Here is an 11,691-nt window from a genome sequence, read left to right on the forward strand (position 1 = left end):
CCATATGAGCACCGTATCCGATGCATTGAAGAAAACACTTGCGCCGACTGGCCGCCTGCGCGCATCCATCAACCTGGGCAACCCGGTGCTGGTACAGCGCAACGCCACCACAGGCGAACCCGAAGGTGTGTCTGTCTCCCTGGCGCAAGCGTTCGCGCAGCACCTGGGCCTGCCCCTGGATCTGGTGGTTTTCGACACGGCTGGCAAATCGGTCGATGCGGTCACCCGGGAAGAGGCCGACTTCGGCTTCTTCGCCATCGATCCTGTCCGCGGCCAGGGCATCCACTTCACCGCACCCTACGTCCTCATCGAGGGGGCATACCTGGTGCGCGAAGGCTCGACCTTCACCTGCAACGACGATGTGGACCAGGAAGGCGTGCTCGTCACGGTGGGCAAGGGCAGCGCGTACGACCTGTTCCTGACCCGCGAACTGCGCCAGGCTCACATCGTGCGCGCCCCCTCCTCACCTACGGTGGTGGACGTATTCATGGAACAGGCGCTGGATGTCGCTGCCGGCGTGCGCCAGCAACTTGAAGCCGACCTGCAGCGTTTTGAAGGTCTGCGTATCCTGCCGGGCCGCTTCATGGTGATCGAGCAGGCCATGGGGCTGCCCCGCGGGCGTGGAGACGAAGCCGCCCGCTGCCTGTTTGATTTCCTGGAAAGCGCCAAGACTTCAGGTCTGGTGGCCAGGGAACTGGCCCGCTTTGGTATCCAGGGTGCGTCAGTGGCTCCCGCTGCGAAGGCCTGAACCATGTGGGCATACATCGGCTCCAGAACCACCCGCGAGCGCAACGCTCGCGGCGAAGGCATCAGCATCTTCCAAGTCAACGAATCCACAGGCGATCTGACCCCCACAGGCGTCGTAGGCGGCCTGCTGAACCCATCCTTCCAGGCCTACAGCGACCGCCATCAGGTGCTGTACTCCATCCATGGCGACAGCCAGGAGGTGAGCGCTTTTCGGGTTCACACCGAAACGGGGGCACTCACCTTTCTCAATCAGGTGTCTTGCGAAGGGCGCAACCCGGTGCATCTGGCGCTGGATCCCAGCCATCAGCGGCTGGTGGTTTCCAACCACCTGACCAGTGCCGTGGCCGTGTTGAGCATCCTGGACGATGGCCGGTTGGGCGGGGTGACACAACTCGTACCGCTGGAAGGTGACCCCGGCCCGCACCGCAAGGAACAGCCCTTCTCCAAGCCTCATTTCAATCCGTTCGACCGTTCAGGGCGCTTTGTGATCGTGCCCGACAAAGGGCTGGACAGGATCTTCGTGTTCCGCTTCGAGAACGGCCGACTCACTCCCGCGCGCACGCCGTCGGTCACCAGCCGGGAAACCGCAGGTCCGCGCCATGTCGCCCTCCATCCGAACGGCCCATGGTTGTACTGCGTCAACGAACTGGATTCCACCGTGACCGCCTACCGCTTCAACGGCGACAGCGGTGAGTTGACGCCGTTCCAGGTGTTGTCAACCCTCAGTGAGCGGTTCACCGACAACAGCCGCGCCTCTGAAATCGAGGTCCACCCCGGCGGACGCTGGCTGTATGCCTCCAACCGCGGCGAAGACAGTGTGGCGGTCTTTGAAATCGATCAAGCCTGCGGCGAATTGCGCCTGGCGCAGACCGTCCCGACACTGGGCCGCACACCTCGATTCTTTGCCTTGCACCCGTCCGGCCGCTGGCTGTATGTTCTCAACGAGGATTCGGACACCATCGTGCGCTTCCGGGTCGATGAACACTCAGGCTTGCTGGCAAGCGTGGGCGATCCACTTCATTGCGCCAGCCCGGTTTGCATGAGCTTTGTGGGCTGATTCCTCTGGTGGCGCGCGACTGCCCGCTCCCGGGCAGGATCACGCAGACGGGTCTAACTCGGAATGTTCTGCGCCAGAAAGTCCAGCAGCATGTTGGCGGTGGACAGGTTGGTCGCGCAGGGCACGTTGTGCACATCACAAGCCCTCACAAGGGCGTTGATGTCGGGCTCATGGGGTTGTGGCGTCATAGGGTCGCGCAGAAACACCAGCGCCTGGACACGCCCTGCCACCAGCATGGCGCCGATCTGTTGGTCCCCGCCCAGCGGACCGCTGAGCACACACTCCACCGGCAGTGCCAGCTCCCGGGACAGGCGCCCCCCCGTGGTTCCGGTGGCCACCAGGACGCATTGGCGCAACAACGGCAGGTGCCTGCCGGCCAAAACCAGCATGTCGTCCTTCTTTCGGTCGTGTGCGATCAGGGCAAGTCTCATCTGTACAAAGTATCTGCTTCACTGATATTGTATGAAAATAATCTTTGATACACAAAAGCCGATTCCCTTCCGTTCCAAGGTCGTTGCCGCTTTGCCCACCAACCATCGCTACGGCGCGTATGGCCATAATTGTTCGTCAGCCACCACCAGCACACGCCAACACCATGAACACCCCCAGAGCCGCAAAAAAAGCCAGCTCGATGCCGCCCCCTCCGAGCGGCATCGCCAACTCGGTGGCGGCAGGCATTCTGGAATACATCCGCAAGCTGGATCTTCCCGCCGGTGAGCGGCTGAGGGAGCAGACGCTGGCCAACGAACTGGGCGTGTCCCGTTCGCCCATCCGAAAGGCCCTGCAGTACATGGAGTCGGCCGGGATCGTTGAATCCAGTCCGAACCGGGGATTTTTCCTCAAGCAAAGGGCAGCTGATCTGATGCGCCTGGACATGCCAGCCGACGAAGAGTCTGACGAAGCCCTGTACTTGCGCGTGGCCGAAGAGCGCCTGAGCGGCGCACTGCCAGAAGAGATTACCGAGGTTGATCTCATGGAGCGTTACGACCTGTCCCGATTGCAAGTGCAGCGCGTGCTCAATCGCATGGGGCGCGAAGGGCTGGCTGAGCGAAAGCCCGGGCGAGGCTGGGTGTTCCGCCCATTTCTCAGCACCGACACCGCCTACCGGGAGGGCTACCGATTCCGCATGATCATCGAGCCCGCCGCACTGCTGGAGCCCAGTTTCCGGATCGACAAGGTCGCATTCGACAGGATCCGGCGGGACCAGCAAGCGATGCTCGATGGCGGCATCGAAAAATGGCCCCGGAGCGAGCTGTTTCGCGCCGGCGCCCAGTTCCACGAAACCCTGGTCGCTGCGTCCAACAACAGCTTCCTGCTGGAGTCCATCCGCAACGTCAACCAGTTGCGTCGCCTGGTCGAGTACCGGGTGAACGTGGATCGCAGCCGCCTGTACCGGCAATGCGGAGAACACCTCATGCTGCTGGACCTGATCGAAGGAGGCGACCGGGTGGAAGCCTCGTACAAGTTGCGCCAGCACCTGGACGTTGCGCGCAGCATCAAGCTGCACGACGCGGATGAAGCCACGGATGGCAAAACCAAGTCCTCTCCCGTGGAAGTCAACGTGTAACCACGCATCTCTACGCATTTGTACTAAGAATTGACAAAATACAACTTCACACTATACTCCGGGATCAACTGGTGGCGCGGTGCCACCATTTCTCATGGAGACATAGATGAAGATTCTTGTGCTGCCCGGTGATGGCATTGGTCCTGAAATCGTTGCTGCTTCCCTCAAGGTGCTGACGGCCGCGAGCCAGAAGTTCGCTCTCGGTCTGAGCTTTGACCACGACGACGTGGGCTTCACCAGCCTGGAAAAAAACGGCACGACACTGCGCGACGAAACCCTGGCCAAGGCCCGCACCTACGACGGCATCATCCTGGGCACGCAATCGCACGCCGACTACCCGGCGCCGGAAAAAGGTGGCCGCAATGTTTCGGCAGGTTTCCGCATCGGCCTGGACCTGTACGCCAACGTGCGCCCCGCCCGCACCCGCCCCTTCCTGGAGTCGAACATGCGTCCGGGCAAGACCATGGATCTGGTCATCATGCGTGAGGCCACCGAGGGCTTCTACCCCGACCGCAACATGACCCGCGGCTGGGCCGAGCTGATGCCCAGCCCGGACATGGCCCTGTCCTTCCGCAAGATCACCCGCCACTGCAGCGAGCGCATCGCGCGCCGCGCCTTTGAACTGGCGATGAAGCGCAACAAGAAGGTCACCGCTATCCACAAGGCCAACAGCTTCCACATGACCGACGGTCTGTTCATGGAATGCGTGCGCGACGTGGCCAAGGAATTCCCCGAAGTCACCCTCAACGACCTGCTGGTGGATGCCTCCACCGCCCACCTAGTGCGCAACCCGGAGCGCTTTGACGTGCTGGTGGCGACCAACTTCTACGGCGACATCATTTCCGACCTGGCCAGCGAGCTCTCGGGCAGTCTGGGACTGGCTGGCTCGATGATGGCCAGCGACACCCACTGCTGCGCCCAGGCGCAGCACGGCTCGGCACCCGACATCCAGGGACAGGACAAGGCCAACCCGGTGTCGATGATCCTGTCCTGCGCGATGCTGCTGCAGTGGCTGGGCGAGAAGCGTGGCGTGCCCGCGCTGGAAGCCGCCGCCAAGGCGATGGACGTGGCCGTGGACAAGGTGCTGGAAGACCCGGCCTCGCGTACGCCCGACCTCGGCGGTTCGACCGGCTGCCAGGCTTTTGCCGACAAGGTGGCCCAGGCCCTGCTGAACGCCTGAGGCAACGAGGTCCCTCATGTTCCTCGGATGCATCGCAGACGACTTCACCGGGGCGACCGACCTGGCCAACAACCTGGTCCGGTCGGGCATGCGGGTGGTGCAGACCATCGGCATCCCGACCGAACCACCGCCCGCCGATGCGGACGCGGTGGTGATCGCCCTCAAGACCCGGACCATCGCGCCTGACGCGGCGGTCGCGGAATCGCTCCAGGCCGGACGCTGGCTGCGTACCAACGGGGCGCGCCAGATCTACTTCAAGGTGTGCTCGACCTTCGATTCCACCGACGAGGGCAACATCGGACCGGTGACCGAGGCGCTGATGGACGAACTGGGTGCGAACTTCGTGCCCGTCTGCCCGGCTTTCCCCGAGAACCAGCGCACCATCTTCAATGGCTACCTGTTCGTGGGCAACGGTCTGCTGAGCGAGAGCAGCATGCGCAACCACCCGCTGACGCCAATGCACGACCCGAATCTGGTGCGAGTCATGCAGCGTCAATGCAAGCGGCAGGTCGGTCTCATCGACCACCGCACGGTCCATGCTGGCTCGGGCGCGGTCAAAGAGCGTATCGACCTGCTCAGGCAATCAGGCACCGAGCTGGCCATCGTGGACGCCACGTCCGACGAGGACCTGCTCATCATGGGCCGTGCTTTCGCTGGCGTGCAGCTGCTGGTGGCGGGCTCTGGTGTGGCGCTGGGCCTACCGCAGAACTTCGGCATTGCACCCAGTTCGCAGGCGTCCCGGCTGCCCACGGCCCGCGGGCACAAAGCGATCGTGTCGGGCAGCTGCTCGGTGGCGAGCAACGAGCAAGTGGCGACTTTCAAAGCCAGGGGCTACGCCTCATTCGCCATTCACCCGCTGCGCGCGGCCAAGGGCGAAGACCTCATAGGTGCGTGCCTCGACTGGGCCAAGTCCCGACTCGGGGACGAACCCATTTTGATCTACGCGACCGCTGAACCCCAGGCGGTTAAAGAAACGCAGGCCATTCTGGGGGTGCAGGCCGCAGGAGAACTCACGGAGCACATCCTCTCCTCCATCGCCGCAGGCTTGGTCGCGCAAGGCGTGGGCCAACTGGTGGTTGCCGGTGGCGAAACATCGGGTGCCTGCGTCAAGGCCCTGGGCATTGCCAGCATGCGCATCGGCCCGCAGATCGACCCAGGTGTACCGTGGTGCCATGCCCCTGAGAACACGGCTGCACCCCAAGGACTGCACATCGCACTGAAGTCGGGCAACTTTGGCACGCCGGACTTCTTCACCAAGGCGTTCGGGGTGCTGGCATGAGCGCTGGACAGGAGATGCCGCTGTGACCGAAGCCGAACTTCGCACCGAGATCTGCCGGGTCGGCAAGAGTCTGTTTGACCGCGGTTATGTGCATGCCACGGCGGGCAATATCAGTGCCCGCCTGGCGGACGGCTTTCTCATCACGCCCACCGACGCCTGCCTTGGATTTCTTGAGCCTGAGGCGCTGGCCAAGGTGGCGCTCGATGGGACACAGATCAGTGGCCAGCGGGCCAGCAAGACGCTGGTGCTCCACCGAAGCATTTATGCAGCAGAGCCCGAGGCGATGTCCGTCATCCACACGCATTCGACCCACCTGGTGGGCACCAGCCTGACCAGTGCCTGGACCCAGGACGAGTTGCTCCCCCCCATCACGCCGTACTTTGTGATGAAGGTTGGTCATGTGCCACTGATCCCTTACCACCGACCTGGTGACCCCAGGGTTGGTCAACTGGTGGCACAGGCAGTTGCCAAGCATGGAGCAGCAGGGCGAAAGATTCGTGCCGTGATGCTGGACCGGCTCGGTCCAAATGTCTGGCACAGCTCGCCCGCAGCCGCCATGGCCACGCTGGAAGAACTGGAAGAAACCGCCAAGCTCTGGATGCTGGCCAGTCCCAAGCCAGTCCCACTGAGCGAAGAGGCGATCGCCGAACTCCGAGAACATTTCGGCGCCAGCTGGTAAAGCCGCGCCGCAGCAGACGGTTGCCCCATCGGGAACAGGTCCAGTCGGCCTGTTTCACCGATACCTTCAGCGCAGACCCCAAAGAGGGCCGCGCCAACCCCCCGACGGATTCCCAGAAGAGGAGACAAGCATGATGAACGCCGCACGTGCGCGCAGCATTTTGGCTGGACTGCTGTGCGCCTTGATGGGCACTGGATTCGCAGCCGACACGTTCCCGAACAGAGGGCTCACGCTCATCGTTCCTTACTCTGAGGGCGGCAGCTCGGACACGCGTGCCCGGCAGATTGCCCGGCACATGGCAACCCATCTCGGCCAGCCTGTGCAGGTGGTCAACCACGCCGGTGACGGTGGAAACAAGGGCACAGACCTCATTGCCAAGGCACGTCCCGACGGCTACACCTTCGGGCTCGGCAACCTGGCTCCGATGACCGTCAACCGCCACCTCCATCCCGGGCTCCCCTTCAACCCCAGAACGGACTTGCGGGCCATCGGAATGATCGAGCGCGGCCCCCTGGTGCTGGTGGTCGCCGCCGACGCCGACGTCTCCAGCGCCCAGGCGCTGCTGGACAAAGCGAAGACAACCCCGCGCAGACTGCGGTATGCCTCGGCTGGTGTCGGCGGATCTTTTCACCTGGCGGTCGAGCTGCTGGAGCAGCAGGTGGGCTTCACTGCGCAGCATGTGCCTTTTGACGGCGGCGGCAAAGCCACGGACGCCCTGATCCAGAAACAGGTGAACTTCAAGTTCGACGGCGTGCCGTCGGCCATGGCTTTGCTGGCGGAGGCCCCCCCCAAGATCAAGGTGTTGGCAGTGGCCAGCCGTCGCCGCTCGCCGGTCTTGCCAAACGTCCCGACGTTTCGGGAACTGGGCATCGATGGCCTGGAGGTATCGAACTGGCTGGGACTGGTGGCGCCATCGGGTACCCCCGATGCGGTCATCGAACGGTTGAACCAGGCTCTGCAGTTCTCTTTTTCCCAGCCCGATGTCGGATCGGTCATCACCCGCCAAGGGAACGAGCTGGGTGCTGGACCGCCCATGCACTTCGACGCCTTCATGTCGGCAGAGTCGTACCGATGGGGCCGGCTGATTCGCGACAAAAAGATCTCCCCCTGACCCAGCCAGGGTGGTCCGTGCAATTTCGCGGGCCAAACGAACCGCTCCCACGCCCGCTAAGAAAACGCACTTTATGTTTCTAATATTTTCTTGGAACAATTTTCTTGGTGTTTTCCATGAGTAAACAAGACAAGTATGTGTTTTATCATTGCTTGAGACGATTCGTACAGATGGCTTTGCGCATACTCAACGTATCCCGAAGGCTCTGCCCGACTGTCCTGACCGGTCCATACCGGTGACCCTATCTATCCACCGTTCAGAGGTACATCAAATGAAGACTTGGACCAGGCGCTACCTGATTTCCATCATCCCGGCGCTGTTTGTTTCAACTGGCGCTTATGCCCAAGACTGGGCCCCGAACAAGCAAGTGACCATCGTGGCGCCGGCCGGTGCAGGCGGCGGCCTGGACATGGTGGCGCGCACCATGGCCAAGGTGTTCGACGCCAAGAAAATCGTGACCCAGCCGATCACGGTCGAAAACAAACCCGGCGGCGGCCAGGTCACAGGTACGGTGGAGTTCGCCACCAAGGAAGCGCGCAACGATCACAAGCTGATGATTGCGTCGACCCCGTTCATCCTCAACCACATCAAGCGCGACGGCAACAGCCCCATCGGCCCGGACCAGATTTACCCCCTGGCCATGCTGCAAGTCGACTACGGCGTGATCGCCGTGCGCGCCGACTCCAAGTTCAAGACCCTCAAAGAGCTGGTGGATGCGGTCAAGGCCAACCCGGCCAGCGTGCAATTCCTGGGCGGCGGTGCCCCCGGCACCTGGGACCACCTGAACACCATCCTGGTGGTGCGCAAGGCCGGTGTGGACACCAAGGCCTTCAAGTACAACTCGTACAACAACGGCGGTGAGGCGCTCACGGCTCTCCTCGGTGGTCACGGCGAAGCCATGACATCCGATGTGTCCTCCATCAAGCAATACGTGCAAGCTGGCAAGGTCCGTGTGCTGGGCGTTTCCTCTCCCACTCGTCTGGCAGAAGACGACGTGATGAAGAGCGTTCCCACCTACAAGGAACAAGGCTTCGACGTCACCACCGCCAACTGGCGTGGCGTGTTTGTCGGCAAGGATGTCTCACCCGCGGCAAAAGCCTATTGGGGCAAGAAGGTGGCCGAGCTGGTGGCAACGCCAGAGTGGAAAGAGGAGCTCAAGAAGCAAGGCGTCCTCAATGAGTACAAGGACGCCAAAGGCTTCTATGCCCACCTGAAGGAAGAACTGGGCGACTACACCGACAGCTACAAAGAACTCGGCATGGCCAAGTAAGGCGGTCCGAACCTCTGCATATCTGTGTTTGACGAGCCCCAGCGCTGGACAGCGCTGGGGCTGTCATGTGTTTCTGGCGCCGATGGCGCATGAAGTTTGAGGATCCAGTCCATGTTTGATCGAGTATTCAACCTGATTCTGGTGGTCCTGGGAGTCGCGCTGTATTGGCATTCCGACACCATGACCACCGAATTGACCAGCGGCAACATTGGCCCGGAGGTTCTGCCCCGGGTGCTGGCCCTCGCGCTGGTCTTCACCGCCGGGCTGAACCTGGTCACGGTCATGCGAAAGCAGCCTGCCGGCCGCAAAAGCACTGACGACGAAGACAGTGGAGCCAGCAGCGCCTACACGAAGTTTCTGATTCTCGTGGGTCTCTTGGTGGCCTACACCCTGCTGCTGGAGCCGCTGGGTTACGTGATTTCCACTTTCCTGTTCCTGCTGGCGGCCATCCAGACGATGGAACGCGGCCACCTGCTCAAGTCTGCGGTCATTGCGGCCGCGTTTTCAGGCGGCGTCTACCTGCTGTACGTCAAGGTCGCCCTGGGCTCCCTGCCCCCCTTGCCGTTTCTTGAATAACCCATAAGGCTCGTCGTGGAAGCTCTTCAATACCTGTCGCAGGGCCTGGGGGTTGCGCTGCAACCCATCAACCTGCTGTTCGCATTCATCGGTTGCCTGCTGGGCACCTTGGTCGGCGTTCTGCCGGGCATCGGCCCCATCAGCGGCGTGGCGCTGCTCATTCCGGTCACCGCCTCCATCACCAGCGGCATGCCCGCTGCCGAAGCAGCCACCAGTTCCATCATCCTGCTCGCCGGTGTGTACTACGGCGCCATGTACGGTGGTTCGACCACCGCGATCCTGATCAACACACCCGGCGAAAACTCTTCGGTGTGCACGACCCTGGACGGCTATCAGATGGCCAAGAACGGCCGCGCAGGCGTTGCTTTGGCCATCTGCGCGATCGCTTCTTTCGTGGCCGGTCTGATCGCCTGTGTCGGGCTGATCTTCCTGGCCCTTCCCCTGGCGGAGTTGTCGCTGAAGTTCGGACCTGCCGCCCAGTTCTCGCTGATGATCCTGGGCCTCTGCGCACTGAGCAGTCTGGCGGCCAAGTCGCAGCTCAAGGCCTTTGTCATGACACAGTGCGGACTGATCCTGTCCACAGTGGGTGTGGACCCGATCTCGGGTGTTGCCCGCATGACCTTCGGCTACACCGAGCTGTACAGCGGCATCGAATTCCTGACGCTTGCGGTCGGCATGTTCGCCCTGGGTGAAGTCTTCAAGACCATCATCACCCGTGACTACGCCTCCGGCGAACCCATCAAGGTGGGCAGCCTCCTGCCCAGTGCACAGGACCTGAAAGACAGCACGCCCTCCATCCTGCGCGGCTCGCTGCTGGGCTTTTTCCAGGGCCTGATTCCTGGCAGTGGCGCCACGTTGTGTTCGTTCATGGCCTACACGGTGGAAAAGAAGCTGAGCAAGAACGGCAAGAACTTTGGCAAAGGTGCCATTGAAGGCGTGGCCGCCCCCGAGGCCGCCAACAACGCTGCGGCCGGCGGCGCCATGATTCCCTTGCTGACCCTCGGCATTCCCGGCACCGGCACCACGGCTGTGCTGATGGGCGCGCTGATCATGTTCAACATCACCCCCGGGCCGCTGCTGTTCCAGGAGCACCCGCAAGTCGCCTGGGGCCTGATCGCCAGCATGCTGGTCGGCAACGTGATGCTGCTGGTGCTCAACCTGCCCCTGGTCAAGGTGTTTGCCAAGGTCATCGAGACGCCGCCCACCTATCTGATCCCGGGCATCCTGGCCATCTCGGTCTTTGGTGTGTACGCGGTGCAGGTCAGCATCTTCAATTTGTTGCTGATGACCGCCAGCGGTGTCGCAGCCTACTTCCTTGCCAAGAACGACTACCCGATCGCGCCGCTGGTGCTGGCGCTGATCCTCGGCCCCCTGATCGAGAACAACCTGCGTCGGGGCATGAACCTGTACAACGGCGACTGGTTCCAATTCCTCTCGGATCCGGCGTCGATCGTGTTCCTCACAATCGCCGTGCTCTGGGTTGGCATTCCGCAGGTGATGAAGCTGCGCGGCAAGACCGTCCTGGTGGAAGACGCATGATCGGTCTGGACGCAGCCCCCCGCGTGGTGCTCGTTCACGCGGTCCCGGTGGCCATGGCACCGGTGGAAGCGGCGTTCAAGCGCCTGTGGCCGCAGGCCCGTCGCAGCAATCTGCTGGACGACGGCCTGCCGGCCGACCTGGAGCGCGCCGGACAGCTGACGCCCGAGCTGCATGAACGCATCGCCCGCCTAGTCGACCACGCCGTGGGCATCGGCGCCCAGGGCGTGCTGTTCACCTGCTCGGCCTTTGGTGATGCCATTGCGGCCAAGGCGGCGTGCTCACCCATTCCGGTGCTCAAGCCAGACCAGGCCATGTTTGACCTGGCCCTCGAAGCGGGTCGCCGCATCGGCATGCTCGCCACCTTTGCACCGGCCGTGCCCAACATGGAGAGGGACTTCCGAGCGGCGGCCAAACGCCGTGGCATCGACGTGGACATCGAGTCGGTGTGCGTGCCCGAGGCCATGGACGCCGCGCGCGCGGGCGATACCGCGCGGCACAACCGGCTGCTGGTCGAGGCCGCTTCACAGCTGGCCCATTGCGATGCGGTGATGCTGGCGCAGTTCTCCACATCCGTAGCACTCGATGCCGTGCAGTCGGTGCTGGCCTGCCCGGTGCTCAGTTCGCCCGATGCGGCGGTTGCGCTGCTCAAAAAGCAGCTCGGCTGATCCGATACACATCAGACCAAC

General features: G+C 62.7%; 12 protein-coding genes. 11 read left to right on the forward strand and 1 reads right to left on the reverse strand.

The genetic code is table 11. From position 1 onward, the window contains the following. The first annotated feature begins 4 nt into the window (after nucleotides 1–4). Both KIH07_RS17775 and KIH07_RS17780 read left to right on the forward strand, forming a co-directional pair. Complete coding sequence (locus KIH07_RS17775; protein WP_226493238.1) at nucleotides 5–748, forward strand: ABC transporter substrate-binding protein; 744 nt, start codon at nucleotides 5–7, stop codon at nucleotides 746–748. A 3-nt stretch (nucleotides 749–751) separates the two neighbouring features. After that, the gene (locus KIH07_RS17780; RefSeq protein WP_226493239.1) at nucleotides 752–1,804 is read left to right on the forward strand and encodes a lactonase family protein; all 1,053 of its coding nucleotides are present in this window, start codon (nucleotides 752–754) and stop codon (nucleotides 1,802–1,804) included. A 53-nt stretch (nucleotides 1,805–1,857) separates the two neighbouring features. On the opposite strand, the gene KIH07_RS17785 is transcribed toward KIH07_RS17780, so the two are convergent. Beyond that, nucleotides 1,858–2,235 (reverse strand): methylglyoxal synthase, encoded by a 378-nt coding sequence (locus KIH07_RS17785; RefSeq protein WP_226493240.1) that lies wholly within the window; start codon nucleotides 2,233–2,235, stop codon nucleotides 1,858–1,860. Between the two features lie 164 nt (nucleotides 2,236–2,399). Between KIH07_RS17785 and KIH07_RS17790 the strand changes: the two genes are divergently transcribed. The 9 genes from KIH07_RS17790 to KIH07_RS17830 all read left to right on the forward strand — a co-directional run bounded on the left by KIH07_RS17790 (nucleotide 2,400) and on the right by KIH07_RS17830 (nucleotide 11,670). Then, on the forward strand, nucleotides 2,400–3,371 hold the full coding sequence (locus tag KIH07_RS17790) for a GntR family transcriptional regulator (protein ID WP_226493241.1): 972 nt from the start codon (nucleotides 2,400–2,402) through the stop codon (nucleotides 3,369–3,371). Between the two features lie 106 nt (nucleotides 3,372–3,477). Next, nucleotides 3,478–4,551, forward strand: a complete 1,074-nt coding sequence (locus tag KIH07_RS17795) for an isocitrate/isopropylmalate dehydrogenase family protein (protein WP_226493242.1) — start codon at nucleotides 3,478–3,480, stop codon at nucleotides 4,549–4,551. A 16-nt stretch (nucleotides 4,552–4,567) separates the two neighbouring features. After that, entirely contained in the window at nucleotides 4,568–5,830 is a 1,263-nt protein-coding gene (gene otnK, locus KIH07_RS17800) for a 3-oxo-tetronate kinase (protein WP_226493243.1), read from the forward strand. Nucleotides 5,831–5,852: 22 nt separating this feature from the next. Then, nucleotides 5,853–6,509, forward strand: coding sequence for an aldolase (locus tag KIH07_RS17805; RefSeq protein ID WP_226493244.1), 657 nt, complete (start codon nucleotides 5,853–5,855; stop codon nucleotides 6,507–6,509). A 130-nt stretch (nucleotides 6,510–6,639) separates the two neighbouring features. Continuing rightward, complete coding sequence (locus KIH07_RS17810; RefSeq protein WP_226493245.1) at nucleotides 6,640–7,620, forward strand: Bug family tripartite tricarboxylate transporter substrate binding protein; 981 nt, start codon at nucleotides 6,640–6,642, stop codon at nucleotides 7,618–7,620. Nucleotides 7,621–7,891: 271 nt separating this feature from the next. Then, nucleotides 7,892–8,890 (forward strand): Bug family tripartite tricarboxylate transporter substrate binding protein, encoded by a 999-nt coding sequence (locus KIH07_RS17815; protein WP_226493246.1) that lies wholly within the window; start codon nucleotides 7,892–7,894, stop codon nucleotides 8,888–8,890. Between the two features lie 111 nt (nucleotides 8,891–9,001). After that, nucleotides 9,002–9,466 carry a tripartite tricarboxylate transporter TctB family protein gene (locus tag KIH07_RS17820; protein WP_226493247.1) on the forward strand — a complete coding sequence of 155 codons (465 nt, stop codon included), beginning with the start codon at nucleotides 9,002–9,004 and terminating at the stop codon, nucleotides 9,464–9,466. 15 nt (nucleotides 9,467–9,481) lie between these two features. Then, the gene (locus KIH07_RS17825; RefSeq protein WP_226493248.1) at nucleotides 9,482–11,005 is read left to right on the forward strand and encodes a tripartite tricarboxylate transporter permease; all 1,524 of its coding nucleotides are present in this window, start codon (nucleotides 9,482–9,484) and stop codon (nucleotides 11,003–11,005) included. Further along, nucleotides 11,002–11,670 carry an aspartate/glutamate racemase family protein gene (locus KIH07_RS17830; protein WP_226493249.1) on the forward strand — a complete coding sequence of 223 codons (669 nt, stop codon included), beginning with the start codon at nucleotides 11,002–11,004 and terminating at the stop codon, nucleotides 11,668–11,670. The genes KIH07_RS17825 and KIH07_RS17830 overlap by 4 nt, the downstream gene beginning before the upstream one ends. The last annotated feature ends 21 nt before the right edge of the window (nucleotides 11,671–11,691 follow it).

This window comes from Hydrogenophaga taeniospiralis (assembly GCF_020510445.1).
In the GTDB taxonomy this organism is placed as follows: domain Bacteria; phylum Pseudomonadota; class Gammaproteobacteria; order Burkholderiales; family Burkholderiaceae_C; genus Hydrogenophaga.

What these genes read in the sequence shown, in the direction of transcription:
- KIH07_RS17775 (WP_226493238.1), top strand. Translation starts at nt 5, where the DNA reads ATGAGCACCGTATCCGATGCATTGAAGAAAACACTTGCGCCGACTGGC.
- KIH07_RS17780 (WP_226493239.1), top strand. Translation starts at nt 752, where the DNA reads ATGTGGGCATACATCGGCTCCAGAACCACCCGCGAGCGCAACGCTCGC.
- KIH07_RS17785 (WP_226493240.1), bottom strand. Translation starts at nt 2,235, where the DNA reads ATGAGACTTGCCCTGATCGCACACGACCGAAAGAAGGACGACATGCTG.
- KIH07_RS17790 (WP_226493241.1), top strand. Translation starts at nt 2,400, where the DNA reads ATGAACACCCCCAGAGCCGCAAAAAAAGCCAGCTCGATGCCGCCCCCT.
- KIH07_RS17795 (WP_226493242.1), top strand. Translation starts at nt 3,478, where the DNA reads ATGAAGATTCTTGTGCTGCCCGGTGATGGCATTGGTCCTGAAATCGTT.
- otnK (WP_226493243.1), top strand. Translation starts at nt 4,568, where the DNA reads ATGTTCCTCGGATGCATCGCAGACGACTTCACCGGGGCGACCGACCTG.
- KIH07_RS17810 (WP_226493245.1), top strand. Translation starts at nt 6,640, where the DNA reads ATGATGAACGCCGCACGTGCGCGCAGCATTTTGGCTGGACTGCTGTGC.
- KIH07_RS17815 (WP_226493246.1), top strand. Translation starts at nt 7,892, where the DNA reads ATGAAGACTTGGACCAGGCGCTACCTGATTTCCATCATCCCGGCGCTG.
- KIH07_RS17820 (WP_226493247.1), top strand. Translation starts at nt 9,002, where the DNA reads ATGTTTGATCGAGTATTCAACCTGATTCTGGTGGTCCTGGGAGTCGCG.
- KIH07_RS17830 (WP_226493249.1), top strand. Translation starts at nt 11,002, where the DNA reads ATGATCGGTCTGGACGCAGCCCCCCGCGTGGTGCTCGTTCACGCGGTC.